Here is a 20,496-nt window from a genome sequence, read left to right as displayed (position 1 = left end):
CCGTGCCGCCGGGCAGGCGCGGCACAATGGCGGTATGACCAGCACGACCGCGGCACCAGGACCGAGCGGCGGTCTCGACCCCGCCATCGCCGACCGGCTCAAGCGCAGCCCCGAGGGGCTGATTCCGGCCATCGCGCAGCAGTACGACACGGGCGAGGTGCTGATGCTCGGGTGGATGGACGACGAGGCGCTGCACCGCACCCTGACCACCGGGCGGTGCACCTACTGGTCGCGCAGCCGGCGCGAGTACTGGGTCAAGGGCGACACGTCCGGCCATGTCCAGCTCGTCAAGTCGGTGGCCCTGGACTGCGACGCCGACACCGTCCTCGTCAAGGTCGACCAGGTCGGAGCCGCCTGCCACACCGGGGACCGGACGTGCTTCGACGCCGGGATCCTGCTGGGCGACGGGTAACGAGTGCCGGGTGACGGGTAACAGGGTGCCGGGTGACGGGCAACGAGTAGGGTCTGCGGCCATGGATCTTGAGACCTTCCGCAAGCTGGCGGCCGACCGCCGCGTCATCCCCGTCAGCCGGCGTCTCCTCGCGGACGGCGACACCCCGGTCGGCCTGTACCGCAAGCTGGCGGCCGAGCGCCCCGGCACGTTCCTGCTGGAGTCGGCGGAGAACGGCCGCTCCTGGTCCCGGTACTCCTTCGTCGGCGTACGGTCGTCCGCCACGCTCACCGAGCGCGGCGGCGCCACGCACTGGCTCGGCACCCCGCCCGTCGGCGTCCCCGTCGACGGCGACCCGCTGGCGGCCCTGCGCGCCACGGTCGAGGCGCTGCACACCCCGCGCGACCTCGCCGACGGCATGCCGCCCTTCACCGGCGGCATGGTCGGCTACCTCGGCTTCGACATCGTCCGCAGGCTGGAGAAGATCGGCGACCACGCGCGCGACGACCTGCGGCTGCCCGAGCTGACCATGCTGCTCACCTCCGACCTCGCCGTCCTGGACCACTGGGACAACACGGTCCTGCTGATCGCCAACGCGATCAACCACAACGACCTGGAGACCGGCGTGGACGAGGCGTACGCCGACGCCGTCGCCCGGCTCGACGCGATGGCCGCCGACCTCGCCAGGCCCGTCGACTCCGCGCCCACCGCGCTGCCCGCGTCGGAACTGCCCGACTACACCGCCCGCTGGGGCGGCGCCGACTTCCAGGCCGTGGTCGAGGACATCAAGGAGCGGATCAGGGCGGGCGAGGCGTTCCAGGTCGTGCCCTCGCAGCGTTTCGAGACCGACTGCACGGCCAGCGCGCTCGACGTGTACCGGGTGCTGCGGGCCACCAACCCCAGCCCGTACATGTACCTCTTCCGGTTCACCGGCGCCGACGGCGCGCCCTTCGACGTCGTCGGGTCCAGCCCCGAGGCCCTGGTCAAGGTCGAGGACGGGCACGCGATGGTGCACCCCATCGCGGGCACCAGGCCGCGCGGCGCGACCCCGCAGGAGGACCAGGCGCTCGCCGACGAACTCCTCGCCGACCCCAAGGAGCGCGCCGAGCACCTGATGCTGGTCGATCTCGGCCGCAACGACCTGGGGCGGGTCTGCCGGCCCGGCAGCGTCGAGGTCGTCGACTTCATGTCCGTCGAGCGCTACTCGCACGTCATGCACATCGTCTCCACCGTCACCGGACAGGTCGCCGAAGGCCGCAGCGCCTTCGACGTCCTCACCGCCTGCTTCCCGGCAGGCACTCTTTCGGGTGCTCCCAAGCCGCGCGCCCTGCAGATCATCGACGAGCTGGAGCCGACGCGGCGCGGCGTGTACGGCGGGTGCGTCGGCTATCTCGACTTCGCCGGCGACTCGGACACGGCCATCGCCATCCGTACGGCCCTGCTGCGCGACGGCACCGCGTACGTCCAGGCGGGAGCGGGCGTCGTCGCCGACTCCGACCCGGTTTCCGAGGACACCGAATGCCGCAACAAGGCCGCCGCCGTGCTGCGCGCCGTCCACACGGCGAACAGGCTAACGCCACCGGCTGAACACCGGGTGGCGCCGTAGGGGATAGTGGGGTGCGTGAGTGCCGTACCCATACCCCAGCCACGAGCGGCTGCCGCCGCCGCCTCGGACGCCCCGAGCAGCCGCCGCAGCCTCGCCGCTGCCCTGCTCCTCGGCGCCGTCGGCGCGGCCGTCGTGCTGATCGCCTCCGGCCAGACCTGGGCCGAGGGCAAGGCGTTCGTCGGCGGCGGATCCGTGTTCCTGAGCGCCGACGGCCGTGACGTCACCGGAGTGCCCGCCGCCCTCGCCGTCGTCGGTCTCGCCGCGCTGGTCGCCGTCTTCGCCGTCCGCAGGGCGGGCCGGCTGCTGGTCTCGCTGCTGCTCGCGCTCAGCGGCGCCGGCGCGGCGACCGCCGCGTTCCTCGGCGCATCAGGGCACTCCGCCCTCGACAGCCAGGCCGCCGAGACCACCGGCGACACCGCCGCCACCGTCAGCGCGCTGAGCCACACCGCCTGGCCGTACGTGACAGCGGCGGCCAGTGTGCTGATCCTGCTCGCCGGGCTGCTCGCCCTGCGCTACGGCAAGAACTGGCCCGCGATGTCCGGACGTTACGAGCGCGACGCGGCCGCGGGCCCCGGAGCCTCCGGCGGTCTGCGGCGCACCGCGCGGCGCGCCCCGGTCGTCGACCCCGACCGCCCGGAGGACCTGTGGAAGGCGATCGACCGCGGCGAGGACCCCACCACCCTGACCTGACGCCCCGTGGCTGACCCGTCGTGACCACCCCCGGGACCGGCGCACGTGGTGCGTGCGGGACAATGTTCTGAGAGCGTCAGACCTGTACAGCGCATCAGCGACGAGGAGCACTTCATGGCGGGCAGCAGCCACGGACACAGCCTGGCGGCCTGGACCGGCGTCATCATCGCCTTCATCGGCTTCTGCGTCGGCGGGGTCTTCATGGTCGCCGACAACAGCCTCGGATTCTGGGTCGGTATCGGTGTCGTCCTCCTCGGCGGCCTCGTGGGACTCGCCATGAGGATCGCCGGCCTGGGCGTGCCCAAGGAGTCCACGGAAATGGCCGAGGCCAGGGAGAAGGCGGGACGGGCGCAGACGCAGTCCGTCTGACCTCCCGAAACCGTTTCGGCCGAGCCCCCGTTCGGCCCTGGGCGCGGTCCGGCCCCCGGCGTAGTCCGCCGGGCCGGGCTGCGCCTTCGTACGTCAGCAGGCACAATCACCGGGTGGACGCCATGCTCCCAACCCCAGCGCCGTCGGCCGCCGCGCCCGCGCCGCTCGCGCGCCGGCTGCTGCCGCCGCTCGCGACCTTCGCCGGGATCGCCGCCGCCTTCACCTACGTCGGCCTGGTCGACCCGAACGAGACCGGCCACTACCCGCTCTGCCCGATGTACGCCGTCACCGGCCTGTACTGCCCGGGGTGCGGCGGGCTGCGCAGTGCCCACGCCTTCATCCACGGCGATCTGGCCACGGCGTTCGGCGACAACGCGCTCGCCGTCGTCGGCTATGCGGTCTTCGCCGCCGTGTGGGTGGTCTGGCTGGTACGCGCCAGGAAGGCGCGGCCGGTCCGGCTGGTGCTGCCCACCGGCGTGTGGTGGTCGCTCGGCGCGGTGATCCTCGTCTTCACCCTGCTGCGGAACCTCCCCTTCGGCTCGGCCCTCGCCCCATGACGTCCCGCTCCCGCCCGGTAACAGCCCAGCTCCCGGCGGGGCGCCCGCACCGGATGCGAGTCCTTCGCCCTCTTCCCGCTAGCATCGATATGGCTGGACCTGATCGCATCCGACACCACCCTCCCGGAAGGGGGCCGCTCGCGTGAGTGTGCTCGACGAGATCATCGACGGCGTACGCGCCGACCTCGCGGAGCGGCAGGCGCGTGTCGGGCTCGACGAGCTGAAGAAGCGCGCGGCCAAGGCACCCGACGCCAAGGACGGTGTCGCGGCGCTGCGCGGCGACAGCGTCAAGGTCATCTGCGAGGTGAAGCGCTCCAGCCCGTCGAAGGGCGCGCTCGCCGCCATCGCCGACCCCGCGGGGCTCGCCGCCGACTACGAGGCGGGCGGCGCCGCCGTCATCTCCGTACTGACCGAGCAGCGGCGCTTCGGCGGCTCGCTGGCCGACCTTGAGGCCGTCCGCGCCAAGGTCGACATCCCGGTCCTGCGCAAGGACTTCGTCGTCACGTCGTACCAGCTCTGGGAGGCCCGCGCGTACGGCGCCGACCTGGTGCTGCTGATCGTCTCGGCGCTGGAGCAGGCCGCGCTGGTCTCCCTGATCGAGCGGGCCGAGTCGATCGGACTCACCCCGCTGGTCGAGGTGCACGACGAGGACGAGGTCGAGCGCGCCGTGGACGCGGGCGCGAAGATCATCGGCGTCAACGCCCGCGATCTGAAGACCCTGAAGGTCGACCGCGGCACGTTCGAGCGGGTCGCCCCCGAGATCCCCGCCCATATCGTGAAGATCGCCGAGTCGGGGGTGCGCGGCCCGCACGACCTGATCGCCTACGCGAACGCCGGCGCCGACGCCGTGCTCGTCGGCGAGTCGCTGGTCACCGGGCGCGACCCGAAGTCGGCCGTCGCCGATCTCGTCGCCGCCGGCGCCCACCCGGCGCTGCGGCACGGGAGGGACTGACCTCCATGTCCACCGCCCTCGTCGTCAGCGCGCTGCCCCTCGCCGGGTACGCGCCGCTGGCGCGCGGGTGCCGGCCGCGCGGCTGCCGGGCGCCAGCCCGCCGGGTGCACGGCAGGCGGGTGCGGTACGTGATCGGTGACGAGCCGGGACAGGTCAACGGGATGCGATGGCGGCGCGCCACGGCGCTCTGAGTCCGGGCCGCTCCCCGCGCACACGCGTGCGGGACAGCTCGGCGACGGCGCATACGGTGCTCCGTGTCCGCAGCTTCCCCGAGGAGTCGTTCTTCCGTGTCCGAATTCTTCATTCCTGACCCGGCGGGTCAGATCCCCAGCGTCGACGGGTACTTCGGTGCCTTCGGCGGCAAGTTCATCCCCGAGGCACTCGTCGCCGCCGTCGACGAGGTCGCCGTCGAGTACGAGAAGGCCAAGGGCGATCCGGCCTTCGCCGCCGAACTCGACGAGCTGATGGTCAACTACACCGGCCGGCCCAGCTCGTTGACCGAGGTGCCGAGGTTCGCCGAACACGCGGGCGGCGCCCGGGTGTTCCTCAAGCGCGAGGACCTCAACCACACCGGCTCGCACAAGATCAACAATGTGCTCGGCCAGGCGCTGCTCACCCGGCGCATGGGCAAGACCCGGGTCATCGCCGAGACGGGCGCCGGCCAGCACGGCGTGGCGACCGCCACCGCCTGCGCGCTGTTCGGCCTCGAATGCACCATCTACATGGGCGAGATCGACACCGAGCGCCAGGCGCTCAACGTCGCCCGCATGCGGATGCTCGGCGCCGAGGTCATCGCGGTGAAGTCCGGCAGCCGCACCCTGAAGGACGCCATCAACGAGGCGTTCCGCGACTGGGTCGCCAACGTCGACCGCACGCACTACCTGTTCGGCACGGTCGCGGGACCGCACCCCTTCCCCGCCATGGTCCGCGACTTCCACCGGGTGATCGGCGTCGAGGCCAGGCGGCAGATCCTGGAGCGCGTGGGACGGCTGCCCGACGCCGCCGTCGCCTGCGTCGGCGGCGGCTCCAACGCGATCGGTCTCTTCCACGCGTTCATCCCCGACGCCGAGGTGCGGCTGATCGGCTGCGAGCCGGCCGGACACGGCATCGACAGCGGCGAGCACGCCGCCACCCTCACCGCGGGCGAGCCCGGCATCCTGCACGGGTCGCGGTCCTACGTGCTCCAGAACGACGAAGGCCAGATCACCGAGCCGTACTCGATCTCGGCCGGGCTCGACTACCCGGGCATCGGCCCCGAGCACGCCTACCTCAAGGACAGCGGACGCGGCGAGTACCGCGCGGTCACCGACGACGCGGCGATGCAGTCGCTGCGGCTGCTGTCGCGCACCGAGGGCATCATCCCCGCCATCGAGAGCGCGCACGCGCTGGCCGGCGCCATCGAGGTCGGCCGGGAACTCGGCCCCGACGGGGTGATCGTCGTCAACCTCTCGGGGCGCGGCGACAAGGACATGGACACCGCCGCCCGCTACTTCGGGCTGTACGACGGGGAGGGCACGAAGTGAGCGGCAACATCCAACTGCTCGGCGACACGCTCGCCGCCGCCAAGGCGGAGGGCCGCGCCGCGCTGATCGCCTATCTGCCGGCCGGGTTCCCGACCGTGGACGGCGGGATCGCCGCGGTCAAGGCCGTCTTCGACGGCGGCGCCGACGTGGTCGAGGTCGGGCTGCCGCACAGCGACCCGGTGCTCGACGGCCCGGTCATCCAGACCGCCGACGACATCGCGCTGCGCGGCGGCGTCAGGATCGCCGATGTGATGCGCACGGTCCGTGAGGCGCACGAGGCCACCGGCAAGCCGGTGCTGGTGATGACGTACTGGAACCCCGTCGACCGCTACGGCGTCGAGCGGTTCACCGCCGAGCTGGCCGAGGCGGGCGGCGCCGGGTGCATCCTGCCCGACCTGCCCGTGCAGGAGTCGGAGCTGTGGCGGCAGCACGCGGAGAAGCAGGGGCTCGCCACGGTCTTCGTGGTCGCCCCCAGCAGCCGCGACGAACGCCTCGCGAAGATCACGGCGGTGGGCAGCGGATTCGTCTACGCCGCCTCCCTGATGGGGGTCACCGGCACCCGTGCGTCGGTCGGCGCGCAGGCCCAGGACCTGGTGCGGCGCACCCGCGCCACCACCGGTCTGCCGGTCTGCGTAGGGCTCGGCGTCTCCGACGCGGCGCAGGCCGCCGAGGTCGCCGGATTCGCCGACGGGGTCATCGTCGGCTCGGCCTTCGTCAAGCGGATGCTGGACGCCGCCGACGAGGAAGCCGGTCTTGCCGCCGTCCGGGCGCTCGCCGCCGAGTTGGCGGAAGGCGTTCGCAAGCACTGACGGCAGGCGTCATCCGTACGGGTGGACCTGGGACCGGGGAGGTGCGTACGCGCCTCCCCGGTTCGTTGCTGTGGGCGTGAGCGAGAAGAACCGAGAGGCAACGAGGAGCGCGAGAGAGCGGCTCCGGCGGGAACGTGAAACGCACAAGGCGCGGGAGAAGCGCAAGCGCGGCCTGATCGTCGCTGCGACGGTCGTCGGCGTCCTGGGCGCGACGGCCGCCGTGGGGGTGGTCGCCGCCAACATCGGCAAGGACAAGACGACCGGCGCGGCCGGCGCGGGTCCGGCGGTCGCCCCGTCGGGCGCCCGGGGCAAGGACGACCTCGCGATCCAGGTGGGCTCGGCGAAGGCACCGTCCACGCTCACCGTGTGGGAGGACTTCCGCTGCCCGATCTGCGGCCAGTTCGAGAATGTGTTCCGCAGCACGTTCCACGACCTGGAGCGCTCGGGGCAGCTCAAGATCGAGTACCACCTCGCGACGATCATCGACGGCAACATGGGCGGTACGGGCTCGCTGCGCGCCGCGAACGCGGCGGCCTGCGCCCAGGACGAGGGAAAGTTCGCCAAGTACCACGACACGCTGTACTCGAACCAGCCGCAGGAGACCGACGACGCGTTCGGCAAGAACAGCAAGCTGCTGGACCTCGCGGCCAAGGTCCCGGGGCTGCGGACGCCCGCGTTCGACTCCTGCGTGAAGAACGGGAAGCACGACTCGTGGGTGCGCGCCTCGGCCGACGCCTTCCGCACCGGCGGCTTCGCCGGCACCCCGACGGTCCTGCTGAACGGCACGCCGGTGTTCCCGAAAAAGGGCAGTGAGAACATCAGCCCGGCCAATTTGAAGAAGTGGGTCGCCGAGGCCAACAAGGGCAAGAAGCCGGGCGCCGGCGAGGCCGCGAGCCCGTCCGCGAGCTGACGCTCGTTATCCAGACGTTGCCGGGCGGGTTGCCGCACCTCCCGCCCGGCACGGTAGCGTCGGTTCTGCCATGGAACTTGCCTACATTCCCAGCCCGTCGACCGGAGTGATCCATCTCGGACCACTTCCGCTGCGCGGCTATGCGTTCTCCATCATCATCGGGGTCTTCGTCGCCGTCTGGTACGGCGGCAAGCGCTGGATCGCCCGGGGAGGCAAAGCCGGCACGGTCGCCGACATCGCCGTCTGGGCGGTGCCCTTCGGCCTGGTCGGCGGCCGGCTCTACCACGTCATCACCGACTACGAGCTGTACTTCAAGAGCGGTGAGGACTGGGTCGACGCCTTCAAGATCTGGCAGGGCGGCCTGGGCATCTGGGGAGCGATCGCCTTCGGCGCCGTCGGCGCGTGGATCGGCTGCCGCAGGCGGGGCATCCCGCTGCCGGCCTGGGCCGACGCGCTGGCACCCGCCATCGCCTTCGCACAGGCCATCGGCCGCTGGGGCAACTGGTTCAACCAGGAGCTGTACGGCAAGAAGACCGATCTGCCCTGGGCGCTGAAGATCAGCGCCGGCCCGAACAGGGAAGCCGGGCTCTACCACCCGACCTTCCTGTACGAGTCGCTGTGGTGCGTGCTCGTCGCGCTGCTCGTCATCTGGGCCGACCGCAGGTTCAAGCTCGGCCACGGCAGGGCCTTCGCGCTGTACGTCGCCTCGTACTGCGTGGGCAGGGCCTGGATCGAGTACATGCGCGTGGACGACGCCCACCACATCCTCGGTATCCGGCTGAACGACTGGACGGCCGGGATCATCTTCGTGCTGGCGGTCGTCTACATCGTGGTCTCCTCGAAGATCCGCCCGGGACGCGAAGAGGTCGTGGAACCGGCCGCGGCGGAAGCCGTGGCGCCCGCAGGGGACGACGATCCGAAGGACGACGGTCTCAAGGACGCGGAGCCGAAGGCCGGCGAGCCCGAGGACGCTGATCCGAAGGCCGACGAGAGCGGCGAGAGCCACGACGGCAAGGCCGAGTCGGCCGGCACCACCACGCTCAAGAAGGATCTGACCGGCTGAGCGCACCGCACGTTCCCGCAGCGCCGCCGGGGCCGCCGACCTGATCCAGGTCCGGCGGCCCCGGCGTCTCTCACCCCCGCGTCAGGGCGGCGAAGGCCGTCTCGTGCGCGCGGCGGCGCGCCGTGTCCTGTACGAAGACCTCACGCGCCACCTCCGCCAGCGCCAGTGCCGGGCCGCGCAGATCGAGCCGGCTCGCCTCGCCCACCCGCTTCGCCCAGTCGGCGGGGACGGCCGCCTCGCCGCCCAGCGCCCCGGCGAGCGCCCCGCTCATCGTGGCGATGGAGTCGCAGTCCCTGCCGTAGTTGACCGAGCCGAGGACCGTACGGCGGTAGTCGCCCGCGCCGATCAGCAGCATCCCGAGCGCCACCGGCAGCTCCTCGATCGCGTGCAGCCGGGAGGGCCGCCGGGCGCCGAGCGACGGCGCGCGGTAGTCGGGGCCCACCGTGTCGAACGGGGCGACAGCGGCGCGCAGCCCGCGCACGGCCGACTCGGCGTCCCGGTGCCTGGCCGCCACGTCGCACACCGCCTCGATCGCGGCGCGGGTGCCGTCCTTGGCGAGCGCCAGACAGGTCTCGACGACCGAGGCGGGGGTCGCGCCCGGCAGGCACGCGGCGGCGACGGCCGCGGCGAAGACCCCGGCCGCCTCCCGTCCGTACGACGACTGGTGCGGGGCCGCCACCTCCAGCGCCTCCGCGTACGCGGCCCGCGGATGCGCGGCGTTGACCAGCCCGACGGGCGCCATGTACATGGCCGCGCCGCAGTTGACGATGTTGCCGGTGCCCGCCTCGCGCGGGTCGACATGGCCGTAGTGCAGCCGGGCCACGATCCACTTCTCGGCGAGGAAGATCCGCTGGAGCGGCAGCGCCTCGGCCTCCAGCTCCGGGATCCAGCGCGGCGTGGTCATCAGCTCGGGTACGAGGTGGTCGGCGACCGCGTACGCGTCGAGGTGGCCCCGTACCGTCTCGTACACCCGGACCAGCGCGTGCGTCATCAGGGTGTCGTCCGTGACGTGCCCGTCGCCCTTGTGGTACGGCGCGATGGGCCTGGCCGTGCGCCAGTCGTCGTCCCACGGTCCGACGATGCCGGTGACCGGGCCGCCGTGGCGCTCGGTGATCTGCTCGGGGGTGCGGCCCTCGACGGGACCGCCGAGCGCGTCACCGACGGCGGCGCCGATCAGGCAGCCGGCGATCCGGTCGTCGAGCGCGGGCCCGGGAGAGAGCGTGGGCCCGGGAGAGAGCGTGGGCTCCGGGGAGGGCGGGTGCGTGATCATGCCCGAATTGTCCACCTGGGCGGGTGGTCGCGAGGGCCGGAACGCGCTGGTAAGGCAGGCTTTCCTTGCTGGCAGAGACGCTTTTTCGTGCGTACTTTCGACCGTGCTGAGTACGTCACGGAAGCTGGTACGTCGCCGCAGGGGAGCAGAACCATGACCGTCACCGAATCGGAAGCGACGCCGCACGAGACAGCGACGCCGCACGAGACAGCGACGCCGCACGAGACAGCGGCGCCGCACGAGACAGCGGCGCCGCACGGGACAGCGCAGGAGGCGCCGCCGCAGCCGGCCCACCACGACCAGCACACCCACCGCGACGTGACCGGCGGCTGGCTGCGCCCCGCCGTGTTCGGCGCCATGGACGGGCTCGTCTCCAACCTGGCCCTGATGACCGGCGTCGCGGGCGGTGACGTCTCCCGGCACACCCTCGTGATCACCGGCCTCGCCGGGCTCGCCGCAGGCGCCTTCTCGATGGCGGCGGGGGAGTACACCTCGGTGGCGTCGCAGCGCGAGCTGGTCCAGGCGGAGCTGGAGGTGGAGCGCACGGAACTGCGCAGGAACCCCGACGACGAGCTGGCCGAGCTGGCGGCGCTCTACGAGTCGCGCGGTGTGGAGCCCGAGCTGGCCCTGCGGGTGGCCGAGCAGCTCTCCGCCGACCCCGAGCAGGCCCTGGAGATCCACGCCCGCGAGGAGCTGGGTGTCGACCCCGACGACCTGCCGTCACCGACCGTCGCCGCCGTGTCGTCGTTCGGTTCGTTCGCGCTGGGCGCCCTGCTGCCCGTCCTGCCGTATCTGCTGGGCGCGACCGCGCTGTGGCCCGCCCTGCTGCTGGCCCTGTTCGGGCTCTTCGGCTGCGGGGCCCTGGTGGCACGCGTTACGGCACGCAGTTGGTGGTACAGCGGGCTGCGGCAGCTTCTGCTTGGCGGGGCCGCCGCCGCGCTGACCTACGGGCTCGGGGCGGTGTTCGGCGCCGCGCTGTGATCCGCCTGCGCCGGCGCCGCGTCCGGGCACACCGCGATGACCTGCTGTGACGCACGCCCCTGCGCGATCGGGGCGTGCGGGTGGGACACTATGGCAGGCGCCTCCGACAGACCTGTTACACGGCGGTTTCGACTCCGCGATGACCGGGCATGACCCGTAGGCGCTACGGGCAACGAGGCCCGCGCCCGGGCGGACGACGATCTGTCCAGACTTTGAGCCACCTCCACCGCGATGCGGTGTCCGCATGTTGGAATGACTTATCCGCTTCCTGAGAAGTGTCCCATCATGTAACCTGCTCGAAATTTCTTGGAGGGCCAACGTCGTCCCTCGGTTATCGCATATGCCACGACGACGACGGGAGAGCCGATGCGTTCCCACGCCTGGTCGCCCATGGACGGTCGCCCTGCCCCGCAAGGGATGTACGACCCCCGTAACGAGCACGACGCCTGTGGTGTCGGGTTCGTGGCCACCCTCACCGGTGTAGCCGGCCACGCGCTGGTCGAGCAGGCGCTGACCGTACTGCGCAATCTCGAACACCGCGGTGCCACCGGCTCCGAGCCCGACTCCGGCGACGGCGCCGGAATCCTGCTCCAGGTGCCTGACGCCTTCTTCCGCGAGGTCACGGAATTCGAGCTGCCCGAGGCAGGCTCGTACGCCGTCGGCATCGCCTTCCTGCCGGCCGTCGACTACGAGGACGCCGTCTCGCAGATCGAGACGATCGCCGCCGAGGAGGGCCTGACGGTCCTCGGCTGGCGCGACGTCCCCGTCGCCCCGCAGATGCTCGGCTCCATCGCCCGCGCCACGATGCCGGTCTTCCGCCAGCTCTTCGTCGCCGACGGTACGAGCACGGGCATCGCCCTCGACCGCAAGGCGTTCCTGCTGCGCAAGCGCACCGAGCGGGAGGCCGGGGTGTACTTCCCCTCGCTCTCCGCCCGGACGATCGTCTACAAGGGCATGCTCACCACCGGCCAGCTCGAACCGTTCTTCCCCGACCTGTCCGACCGCCGGTTCGCCACGGCCATCGCACTCGTCCACTCCCGCTTCTCCACCAACACCTTCCCGAGCTGGCCGCTCGCCCACCCGTACCGCTTCGTCGCGCACAACGGCGAGATCAACACGGTCAAGGGCAACCGCAACTGGATGAAGGCCCGCGAGTCCCAGCTCGGCTCCGCACTCTTCGGCCCCGAGAAGCTGGAGCGGATCTTCCCGCTCTGCACGCCCGACGCCTCCGACTCGGCGTCCTTCGACGAGGTGCTGGAACTGCTCCACCTCGGCGGCCGTTCGCTGCCGCACTCGGTGCTGATGATGGTCCCCGAGGCGTGGGAGAACCACGACTCCATGGACCCGGCCCGGCGGGCGTTCTACCAGTACCACGCGACGATGATGGAGCCCTGGGACGGCCCCGCCTGCGTCACCTTCACCGACGGCACCCAGGTCGGCGCCGTGCTCGACCGCAACGGGCTGCGCCCGGGGCGCTACTGGGTCACCGACGACGGCCTCGTCGTCCTCTCCTCCGAGGTCGGCGTCCTCGACATCGACCCCGCGAAGGTCGTCCGCAAGGGCCGCCTCCAGCCCGGCCGGATGTTCCTCGTCGACACCGCCGAGCACCGCATCATCGAGGACGACGAGATCAAGGCGACCCTCGCCGCCGAGAAGCCGTACGAGGAATGGCTGGCGACCGGCGAGATCGAGCTGGAGGACCTGCCCGAGCGCGAGCACATCGTGCACACCCACGCCTCGGTCACCCGCCGCCAGCAGACCTTCGGCTACACCGAGGAAGAGCTGCGCGTCCTGCTCGCCCCGATGGCGCGCGCGGGCGCCGAGCCGATCGGCTCGATGGGCACCGACGCGCCCATCGCGGCGATCTCCGCCCGCCCCCGGCTGCTCTTCGACTACTTCACCCAGCTCTTCGCGCAGGTCACCAACCCGCCGCTGGACGCCATCAGGGAAGAGCTGGTCACCTCGCTGCGCTCGTCCCTCGGCCCGCAGGGCAACCTGCTGGAGCCCACGGCCGCGTCCTGCCGCAGCGTCACCCTGCCGTTCCCGGTGATCGACAACGACGAGCTGGCCAAGCTCGTGCACATAAACGCGGACGGCGACATGCCCGGCATGAAAGCCGCCACGCTCTCCGGTCTCTACCGCGTCAACGGCGGCGGCGAGACCCTCGCCGCCCGTATCGACGAGATCTGCGCCGAGACCGACGAGGCGCTGGAGTCCGGCGCCCGGATCATCGTGCTCTCCGACCGGCACTCCGACGCCGAGCACGCCCCGATCCCGTCCCTGCTGCTCACGGCCGCCGTGCACCACCACCTCATCCGCACCAAGCAGCGCACCCAGGTGGGGCTGCTCGTCGAGGCGGGCGACGTGCGCGAGGTGCACCATGTCGCGCTGCTCATCGGCTTCGGCGCCGCCGCCGTCAACCCGTACCTCGCGATGGAGTCCGTCGAGGACCTGGTGCGCGCCGGTACGTTCATCGAGGGCCTGGAGCCCGAGCAGGCCATCCGCAACCTGATCTACGCGCTCGGCAAGGGCGTCCTGAAGGTCATGTCCAAGATGGGCATCTCGACCGTCGCCTCCTACCGGGGCGCGCAGGTCTTCGAGGCCGTCGGCCTGGACGAGGAGTTCGTCGAGCGGTACTTCTCCGGCACCGCCACCAAGATCGGCGGAGCGGGACTCGACGTCGTCGCCCAGGAGGTCGCCGCCCGGCACGCCAAGGGCTACCCCGCCTCCGGGATCTCGGCGAGCCACCGCAAGCTCGACATCGGCGGCGAGTACCAGTGGCGCCGCGAGGGCGAGCCGCACCTCTTCGACCCCGAGACGGTCTTCCGGCTCCAGCACGCCGCGCGCTCCCGCCGCTACGACATCTTCAAGAAGTACACCGACCGGGTCAACGAGCAGTCCGAGCGGCTGATGACGCTGCGCGGCCTGTTCAACATCTCCTCGCCGCGCGAACCGATCTCCATCGACGAGGTCGAGCCGGTCTCCGAGATCGTCAAGCGCTTCTCCACCGGCGCCATGTCGTACGGCTCGATCTCCCAAGAGGCGCACGAGACCATGGCCGTCGCCATGAACCAGCTCGGCGGCAAGTCCAACACCGGCGAGGGCGGCGAGGACGCCGACCGGCTCTACGACCCGCAGCGCCGCTCGTCGATCAAGCAGGTCGCCTCCGGGCGGTTCGGCGTCACCAGCGAGTACCTGGTCAACGCCGACGACATCCAGATCAAGATGGCCCAGGGCGCCAAGCCCGGCGAGGGCGGCCAGCTTCCCGGGCACAAGGTCTACCCCTGGGTCGCCAAGACCCGGCACTCCACCCCGGGCGTCGGTCTGATCTCCCCGCCGCCGCACCACGACATCTACTCCATCGAGGACCTCGCCCAGCTCATCCACGACCTGAAGAACGCCAACCCGCAGGCCCGCATCCACGTGAAGCTGGTCTCCGAGGTCGGCGTCGGCACCGTCGCCGCAGGGGTCTCCAAGGCGCACGCCGACGTGGTGCTCATCTCCGGCCACGACGGCGGTACGGGCGCGTCCCCGCTCACCTCGCTCAAGCACGCGGGCGGCCCCTGGGAGCTGGGCCTCGCCGAGACCCAGCAGACCCTGCTGCTCAACGGGCTGCGCGACCGCATCGTCGTGCAGACCGACGGCCAGCTCAAGACCGGCCGCGACGTCGTCATCGCCGCGCTGCTGGGCGCCGAGGAGTTCGGCTTCGCCACGGCGCCGCTCGTCGTCTCCGGCTGCGTCATGATGCGCGTCTGCCACCTCGACACCTGTCCCGTCGGCATCGCCACCCAGAACCCGGTCCTGCGGGAACGGTTCACCGGCAAGGCCGAGTACATCGTCAACTTCTTCGAGTTCATCGCCGAAGAGGTCCGCGAACTCCTCGCCGAGCTGGGCTTCCGCACCCTCGAAGAGGCCGTGGGCCGCGCCGAACTCCTCGACACCGAGCGGGCACTCAACCACTGGAAGGCCCAGGGCCTGGACCTGCGGCCGCTCTTCCACGTGCCGCTGCTCGGCGAGGGCACCGCACGCCACCGCACCACCGAGCAGGACCACGGCCTGGGCAAGGCCCTCGACAACGAGCTGATCAAGCTCGCCGCCGACGCGCTGGGCGCCGAGAGCGCCGAGGCGGCCCAGCCGGTGCGGGCGCAGATCGCCATCCGCAACATCAACCGCACCGTCGGCACGATGCTGGGCCACGAGGTGACGAAGAAGTTCGGCGGCGAAGGGCTGCCCGACGACACCATCGACATCACCTTCACCGGCTCGGCGGGCCAGTCCTTCGGCGCCTTCCTGCCGCACGGAGTCACCCTGCGCCTCGAAGGCGACGCCAACGACTACGTCGGCAAGGGCCTGTCCGGCGGCCGGGTCGTCGTACGGCCCGACCGCGGCGCCGACCACCTCGCCGAGTACTCCACCATCGCGGGCAACACCATCGCCTACGGCGCCACCGGCGGCGAGCTGTTCCTGCGCGGCAGGACGGGCGAGCGGTTCTGCGTCCGCAACTCCGGCGCCACCGTCGTCGCCGAAGGCGTCGGCGACCACGGCTGCGAGTACATGACCGGCGGCCACGCCGTCGTGCTCGGCGAGACCGGACGCAACTTCGCGGCCGGCATGTCCGGCGGCATCGCGTACGTCATCGACCTCGACCCGGACAACGTCAACTCCGGGAACCTGTCGGCCGTCGGCCCGCTGGACGAAGCGGACAAGCAGTGGCTGCACGAGGCGGTACGCCGGCACCAGGAGGAGACGGCCTCCACCGTCGCCGGGCGGCTGCTCGACGACTGGGACACCGCCGTCACCCGCTTCAGCAAGATCATCCCCACTACGTACAAGGCAGTGCTCGCCGCCAAGGACGCCGCCGAGCTGGCCGGACTCTCGGAGACCGAGACCACCGAGAAGATGATGGAGGCGGCGACCAATGGCTGACCCGAAGGGCTTTCTCACCACGGCGCGCGAAGTCGCCACCTCCCGCCCGGTCGACGAGCGCGTCAGGGACTGGAACGAGGTCTACGTTCCGGGCTCGCTGCTCCCGATCATCAGCAAGCAGGCCGGGCGCTGCATGGACTGCGGCATCCCGTTCTGCCACCAGGGCTGTCCGCTCGGCAACCTGATCCCCGAGTGGAACGACTACGCGTACCGGGAGGACTGGCAGGCGGCCATAGAGCGGCTGCACGCCACCAACAACTTCCCCGAGTTCACCGGGCGGCTGTGCCCGGCGCCCTGCGAGTCGGCGTGCGTGCTGTCCATCAACCAGCCCGCCGTCACCATCAAGAACGTCGAAGTCTCCATCATCGACAAGGCGTGGGAGAGCGGCGACGTCACCCCGCAGCCGCCCGAGCGGCTGTCCGGCAAGACGGTCGCCGTCATCGGCTCGGGCCCCGCGGGACTCGCCGCCGCCCAGCAGCTCACCAGGGCGGGGCACACCGTCGCCGTGTACGAGCGCGCCGACCGCATCGGCGGACTGCTGCGCTACGGCATCCCCGAGTTCAAGATGGAGAAGTCCCACATCAACCGTCGCATCGAGCAGATGCGCGCCGAGGGGACCAAGTTCCGCACCGAGGTCGAGGTCGGCCGCGACCTGAACGCGGCGAAGCTGCGCAAGCGGTACGACGCCGTCGTCATCGCGGCCGGCGCCACCGTCTCGCGCGACCTGCCCGTACCGGGGCGCGAGCTGAACGGCATCCACTTCGCGATGGAGTACCTGCCGCCGTCCAACAAGGTGCAGGAGGGCGACCTCACGGTCTCCCCGATCAACGCGGCGGGCAAGCACGTCGTGGTCATCGGCGGCGGCGACACCGGCGCCGACTGCGTCGGCACCGCGCACCGCCAGGGCGCCGCCTCCGTCACCCAGTTGGAGATCATGCCGCGGCCCGGCGACGCGCGCGCCGACCACCAGCCGTGGCCGACGTTCCCGATGCTCTACAAGGTCACCTCGGCCCACGAGGAGGGCGGCGAGCGGGTCTACTCCGTCTCCACCACCCACTTCGAGGGCGACGAGGACGGCAACGTCCAGTACCTGCACCTCACCGAGGTCGAGTTCAAGGACGGCAAGCTCAACCCGCAGAGCGGCACCGAGCGCAAGATCCCCGCGCAGCTCGTCACGCTCGCCATGGGCTTCACCGGGACCGACCAGTCCAACGGTCTCGTCGAGCAGTTCGGCCTCGAACTCGACGGGCGCGGCAACATCGCGCGGGACGCCGACTTCGCGACCAACGTCCCCGGCGTGTACGTTGCCGGTGACGCGGGCCGGGGCCAGTCCCTGATCGTGTGGGCCATCGCCGAGGGCCGCTCGGCTGCGCGCGGCGTCGACAGCTATCTGACCGGGGCCAGCGATCTGCACGCCCCGATCAAGCCGACGGACCGCGCGATGATGGTCTGAACCAGACGTCCCGTACAAAGGCGTACGGGCGGTGTCGGCCCGGGGGATGTCCTCCGGACCCTCCGCAAGACGCGGCGCCTGCCCCCAGTCCCCGACCGGACGACGGCAGGCGCCGTGGCATGTGGATCACCGGCGTGTCCCCGCCCGTCATTCACCGCCGGGGCATGCTAGGCTGACTGCGTTGCAGTTTTGGTACCCATGAACTTTATGTGCGCCTGACGGGAATGCTGACTCTCCTCTTCAGGTGCATTGTTGTTTCTGCCGGTTTTCTCCGGATGGGGCTCAATGCGGCGACGAGGAATTCGTAAAGTGCGGATTTCCGGCTCTGCACCTGTTTTAGGAGAATGACATGGCTACAGGCACAGTGAAGTGGTTCAACTCGGAAAAGGGCTTCGGCTTCATCGAGCAGGACGGCGGCGGCGCCGACGTCTTCGCCCACTACTCGAACATCGCCACCCAGGGCTTCCGTGAGCTCCAGGAGGGCCAGAAGGTCTCGTTCGACGTCACGCAGGGCCAGAAGGGCCCGCAGGCGGAGAACATCGTCCCGGCCTAATCGCCCGGACGCGTACCTCGTAAGCCGGGACCTGCACCTGCACGGTGCGGGTCCCGGCTCGCGCTGTCCCTAGTGCCGTTCCCGCTCCCGGCGACATTCGCCCTGTCGCGGTCCCCGGCACGCGTGCCCCCTGTCCCGGCCATCGGTCCCGACCGCTCGCGGAATACCCGAGGGCTCCCGGCCGGCCGGCGCACACACGCCCCGGACCCGCTGTTGACAGGCACCCATCGCCGGTCACGGCGCTAGGCCCAGAAAGGCTTTACCGAATGACTCGACCCGAACGCCAGGACCGTGCTGGAAGAACAGCAGGCAAGCGCCCGGTGAATTCCCGTACCAGGGGAGCAGCGAAAGGCGTGTCGAAAGCTCCCGCCCGCCGCGCCCCCGCCCGTCCGGCCGAATTCACCCTGCCGGAGTCCATTACCCCCGCACTGCCCGCCGTCCAGGCTTTCGACGAGCTGGACATGCCCGCGGGACTGCTGAAGACGCTCACCGCCCAGGGCGTGACGGAACCTTTCCCCATCCAGGGCGCCACCCTGCCGAACGCCATCGCGGGCCGTGACATCCTCGGCCGCGGGCGCACCGGCTCGGGCAAGACCCTCGCCTTCGGCCTCGCGCTCCTCGCCCGTACGGCGGGCCGCCGCGCCGAGCCCAAGGCGCCCCTGGTGATGGTGCTGGTCCCCACCCGCGAGCTGGCGCAGCAGGTGACGGACGCCCTCACCCCGTACGCCACAGCGGTGAATCTGAAGATCGCCACCGTCGTCGGCGGCCTGTCCATCTCCAAGCAGGCGGGCCAACTGCGGCGCGGCGCCGAGGTGCTCGTCGCCACGCCTGGCCGGCTCAAGGACCTCATCGAGCGCGGCGACTGCCGGCTCGACCAGGTGACCATCACGGTCCTCGACGAGGCCGACCAGATGGCCGACATGGGCTTCATGCCGCAGGTCACCGCGCTGCTCAAGCAGGTGCAGCCGGACGGCCAGCGGATGCTGTTCTCGGCCACGCTGGACAAGAACATCGACCGGCTGGTGAAGCAGTACCTCACCGACCCCGTCGTGCACTCCGTCGACCCGTCCCAGGGCGCGGTGACCACGATGGAGCACCACCTGCTGTACGTCATGGACGAGACGGACAAGAAGGCGGTGACCATGCGCATCGCCGCGCGTGAGGGCCGCGTGCTGCTCTTCCTCGACACCAAGCGGTCCGTCGACCGGCTGGTCAAGCGGCTGCTGGCCAGTGGCGTCCGGGCGTCCGGGCTGCACGGCGGGCGTTCCCAGCCGCAGCGCAACCGCACCCTCGACCAGTTCAAGACAGGACTGGTGACCGTGCTCGTGGCCACGAACGTCGCTGCGCGCGGTATCCATGTCGACGACCTGGACCTGGTCGTCAACGTGGACCCGCCCGTCGACCACAAGGACTATCTGCACCGCGGCGGCCGTACGGCCCGTGCGGGCGAGTCCGGCAGTGTCGTCACGCTGGTCCTGCCCGAGCAGCGCAGGGAGATGACCCGGCTGATGTCCGACGCCGGTATCGCCCCCAGGTCCGCCAGCATCAAGTCGACCGACGAGGAGCTGGCGCGGCTCACCGGCGCGCGGGAGCCCTCCGGGGTCGCCGTCATCATCGATGTGCCGCAGCCTGTCGTCCAGGGCAAGCAGAAGGCCCGCACCTCGCGCCCTGCCCGCTCCGGCACCCGGGGCGCGGGACGCGGTTCCGGCGGGTCCGGCGGTTCCGGCGGTACGGCGCGCGCGGGCGCGACCGGCGGCGGAGCCCGTACCGGCAGCGGCGGCGGCGCCCGGCTGGAGACCGCGCCGCGCGCGGGCGGCGGCCGCGGCCGCCGTGGCCGGGGCAGCTCCGAGGGCGGCCGGCGCACCGCTGCCTGACCTCGCCGTATTTCGGCCCGAACCGTCCCTGCCGCCCGGCAGCACGCACCCGCGTGCTGCCGGGCGGTTCGGTGCACAGCGCCGCACGATTCGTCGCGGATCGGTTAACTTCCGGGAAATTACCGGGAGTTAGCATTGACGTGTACCTGTCTACGCGCGTCATCATAGGGCCATGCGAATTCCCCCACGTATCGCCGCTCTCGGCGGACTCGTCGCCCTGACCTCCACGCTCCTTGTCGGCGGTATCTCCGCCTCCGCCACCGCGGCCCCGGCCGCCGTCGGCAGCATCTGCTACGGCAGCCTCCCCTCCCAGGCCCACCACACCCTCGACCTCATCGAGGCCGGCGGCCCGTTCCCGTACTCCCAGGACGGCGCCGTCTTCCAGAACCGCGAGCACCTGCTGCCCAGCCAGTCGAGCAGCTACTACCACGAGTACACCGTGGTGACGCCCGGCTCTCCCGACCGTGGCGCGCGCCGCATCATCACCGGCAAGAAGAACAACGAGGACTACTACACCGCCGACCACTACGCGTCGTTCAAGCTCGTCAACTACAACTGCTGACCGCTGA

18 protein-coding genes are annotated in these 20,496 nt (G+C 71.2%); 17 read left to right on the top strand and 1 reads right to left on the bottom strand.

Annotation, left to right across the window (positions count from 1 at the left end):
* Window positions 1-34 precede the first annotated feature (34 nt).
* From hisI to lgt, 11 genes are all read left to right on the top strand, one after another.
* On the top strand, window positions 35-412 hold the full coding sequence (gene hisI, locus ACZ63I_RS31170; RefSeq protein ID WP_469342617.1) for a phosphoribosyl-AMP cyclohydrolase: 378 nt from the start codon (window positions 35-37) through the stop codon (window positions 410-412).
* A 61-nt stretch (window positions 413-473) separates the two neighbouring features.
* Window positions 474-1,997 (top strand): anthranilate synthase component I, encoded by a 1,524-nt coding sequence (locus tag ACZ63I_RS31165; RefSeq protein ID WP_469342616.1) that lies wholly within the window; start codon window positions 474-476, stop codon window positions 1,995-1,997.
* 6 nt (window positions 1,998-2,003) lie between these two features.
* Window positions 2,004-2,687: a TIGR02234 family membrane protein gene (locus tag ACZ63I_RS31160; protein WP_469342615.1), complete on the top strand. Its 684-nt coding sequence runs from the start codon at window positions 2,004-2,006 to the stop codon at window positions 2,685-2,687.
* Window positions 2,688-2,801: 114 nt separating this feature from the next.
* Window positions 2,802-3,056 carry an HGxxPAAW family protein gene (locus tag ACZ63I_RS31155; RefSeq protein ID WP_469342613.1) on the top strand — a complete coding sequence of 85 codons (255 nt, stop codon included), beginning with the start codon at window positions 2,802-2,804 and terminating at the stop codon, window positions 3,054-3,056.
* A 122-nt stretch (window positions 3,057-3,178) separates the two neighbouring features.
* Window positions 3,179-3,613, top strand: coding sequence for a DUF2752 domain-containing protein (locus tag ACZ63I_RS31150; RefSeq protein WP_469342612.1), 435 nt, complete (start codon window positions 3,179-3,181; stop codon window positions 3,611-3,613).
* Window positions 3,614-3,755: 142 nt separating this feature from the next.
* A complete protein-coding gene (gene trpC, locus ACZ63I_RS31145) occupies window positions 3,756-4,565 on the top strand; it encodes an indole-3-glycerol phosphate synthase TrpC (RefSeq protein WP_469342611.1) in 810 nt (269 codons plus the stop codon).
* 5 nt (window positions 4,566-4,570) lie between these two features.
* Complete coding sequence (trpM, locus tag ACZ63I_RS31140) at window positions 4,571-4,756, top strand: tryptophan biosynthesis modulator TrpM (protein WP_469342609.1); 186 nt, start codon at window positions 4,571-4,573, stop codon at window positions 4,754-4,756.
* A 96-nt stretch (window positions 4,757-4,852) separates the two neighbouring features.
* The gene (gene trpB / locus ACZ63I_RS31135; RefSeq protein ID WP_469342608.1) at window positions 4,853-6,088 is read left to right on the top strand and encodes a tryptophan synthase subunit beta; all 1,236 of its coding nucleotides are present in this window, start codon (window positions 4,853-4,855) and stop codon (window positions 6,086-6,088) included.
* Complete coding sequence (gene trpA / locus ACZ63I_RS31130) at window positions 6,085-6,897, top strand: tryptophan synthase subunit alpha (RefSeq protein WP_469342606.1); 813 nt, start codon at window positions 6,085-6,087, stop codon at window positions 6,895-6,897. The genes trpB and trpA overlap by 4 nt, the downstream gene beginning before the upstream one ends.
* A 76-nt stretch (window positions 6,898-6,973) precedes the next feature.
* Window positions 6,974-7,807 (top strand): DsbA family protein, encoded by an 834-nt coding sequence (locus tag ACZ63I_RS31125; protein WP_469342604.1) that lies wholly within the window; start codon window positions 6,974-6,976, stop codon window positions 7,805-7,807.
* Between the two features lie 70 nt (window positions 7,808-7,877).
* Window positions 7,878-8,870 carry a prolipoprotein diacylglyceryl transferase gene (lgt, locus tag ACZ63I_RS31120; protein ID WP_469342603.1) on the top strand — a complete coding sequence of 331 codons (993 nt, stop codon included), beginning with the start codon at window positions 7,878-7,880 and terminating at the stop codon, window positions 8,868-8,870.
* A 70-nt stretch (window positions 8,871-8,940) separates the two neighbouring features.
* Here lgt and ACZ63I_RS31115 read toward each other — a convergent pair whose 3' ends face one another.
* Complete coding sequence (locus tag ACZ63I_RS31115) at window positions 8,941-10,140, bottom strand: ADP-ribosylglycohydrolase family protein (protein WP_469342601.1); 1,200 nt, start codon at window positions 10,138-10,140, stop codon at window positions 8,941-8,943.
* Window positions 10,141-10,293: 153 nt separating this feature from the next.
* On the opposite strand from ACZ63I_RS31115, the gene ACZ63I_RS31110 reads away from it, so the two are divergent.
* The 6 genes from ACZ63I_RS31110 (at window position 10,294) to ACZ63I_RS31085 (ending at window position 20,489) form a co-directional block, all read left to right on the top strand.
* Window positions 10,294-11,121 carry a VIT1/CCC1 transporter family protein gene (locus ACZ63I_RS31110; protein WP_469342600.1) on the top strand — a complete coding sequence of 276 codons (828 nt, stop codon included), beginning with the start codon at window positions 10,294-10,296 and terminating at the stop codon, window positions 11,119-11,121.
* Window positions 11,122-11,487: 366 nt separating this feature from the next.
* Window positions 11,488-16,047 carry a glutamate synthase large subunit gene (gene gltB / locus ACZ63I_RS31105; protein ID WP_469342599.1) on the top strand — a complete coding sequence of 1,520 codons (4,560 nt, stop codon included), beginning with the start codon at window positions 11,488-11,490 and terminating at the stop codon, window positions 16,045-16,047.
* Window positions 16,040-17,500: a glutamate synthase subunit beta gene (locus tag ACZ63I_RS31100; protein ID WP_469342598.1), complete on the top strand. Its 1,461-nt coding sequence runs from the start codon at window positions 16,040-16,042 to the stop codon at window positions 17,498-17,500. Before gltB ends, ACZ63I_RS31100 begins: the two co-directional genes overlap by 8 nt.
* A gap of 349 nt (window positions 17,501-17,849) precedes the next feature.
* The gene (locus tag ACZ63I_RS31095; protein ID WP_015607926.1) at window positions 17,850-18,053 is read left to right on the top strand and encodes a cold-shock protein; all 204 of its coding nucleotides are present in this window, start codon (window positions 17,850-17,852) and stop codon (window positions 18,051-18,053) included.
* 266 nt (window positions 18,054-18,319) lie between these two features.
* On the top strand, window positions 18,320-19,927 hold the full coding sequence (locus ACZ63I_RS31090) for a DEAD/DEAH box helicase (protein ID WP_469342596.1): 1,608 nt from the start codon (window positions 18,320-18,322) through the stop codon (window positions 19,925-19,927).
* 172 nt (window positions 19,928-20,099) lie between these two features.
* Window positions 20,100-20,489 (top strand): guanyl-specific ribonuclease, encoded by a 390-nt coding sequence (locus ACZ63I_RS31085; RefSeq protein ID WP_469342594.1) that lies wholly within the window; start codon window positions 20,100-20,102, stop codon window positions 20,487-20,489.
* The last annotated feature ends 7 nt before the right edge of the window (window positions 20,490-20,496 follow it).

Source organism: Streptomyces sp. NPDC087906 (assembly GCF_055584925.1).
The sequence above is the reverse complement of the archived record's forward strand: the minus strand, read 5'-3'. Positions and strand labels throughout refer to the sequence as shown.

Excerpts from the sequence above, each read along its gene's own strand:
- lgt (WP_469342603.1), top strand. The coding sequence starts at position 7,878 with ATGGAACTTGCCTACATTCCCAGCCCGTCGACCGGAGTGATCCATCTC.
- ACZ63I_RS31150 (WP_469342612.1), top strand. The coding sequence starts at position 3,179 with ATGCTCCCAACCCCAGCGCCGTCGGCCGCCGCGCCCGCGCCGCTCGCG.
- gltB (WP_469342599.1), top strand. The coding sequence starts at position 11,488 with ATGCGTTCCCACGCCTGGTCGCCCATGGACGGTCGCCCTGCCCCGCAA.
- trpM (WP_469342609.1), top strand. The coding sequence starts at position 4,571 with ATGTCCACCGCCCTCGTCGTCAGCGCGCTGCCCCTCGCCGGGTACGCG.
- ACZ63I_RS31090 (WP_469342596.1), top strand. The coding sequence starts at position 18,320 with ATGACTCGACCCGAACGCCAGGACCGTGCTGGAAGAACAGCAGGCAAG.
- ACZ63I_RS31100 (WP_469342598.1), top strand. The coding sequence starts at position 16,040 with ATGGCTGACCCGAAGGGCTTTCTCACCACGGCGCGCGAAGTCGCCACC.
- ACZ63I_RS31155 (WP_469342613.1), top strand. The coding sequence starts at position 2,802 with ATGGCGGGCAGCAGCCACGGACACAGCCTGGCGGCCTGGACCGGCGTC.
- ACZ63I_RS31115 (WP_469342601.1), bottom strand. The coding sequence starts at position 10,140 with ATGATCACGCACCCGCCCTCCCCGGAGCCCACGCTCTCTCCCGGGCCC.
- ACZ63I_RS31085 (WP_469342594.1), top strand. The coding sequence starts at position 20,100 with ATGCGAATTCCCCCACGTATCGCCGCTCTCGGCGGACTCGTCGCCCTG.
- hisI (WP_469342617.1), top strand. The coding sequence starts at position 35 with ATGACCAGCACGACCGCGGCACCAGGACCGAGCGGCGGTCTCGACCCC.
- ACZ63I_RS31095 (WP_015607926.1), top strand. The coding sequence starts at position 17,850 with ATGGCTACAGGCACAGTGAAGTGGTTCAACTCGGAAAAGGGCTTCGGC.
- ACZ63I_RS31165 (WP_469342616.1), top strand. The coding sequence starts at position 474 with ATGGATCTTGAGACCTTCCGCAAGCTGGCGGCCGACCGCCGCGTCATC.
- ACZ63I_RS31110 (WP_469342600.1), top strand. The coding sequence starts at position 10,294 with ATGACCGTCACCGAATCGGAAGCGACGCCGCACGAGACAGCGACGCCG.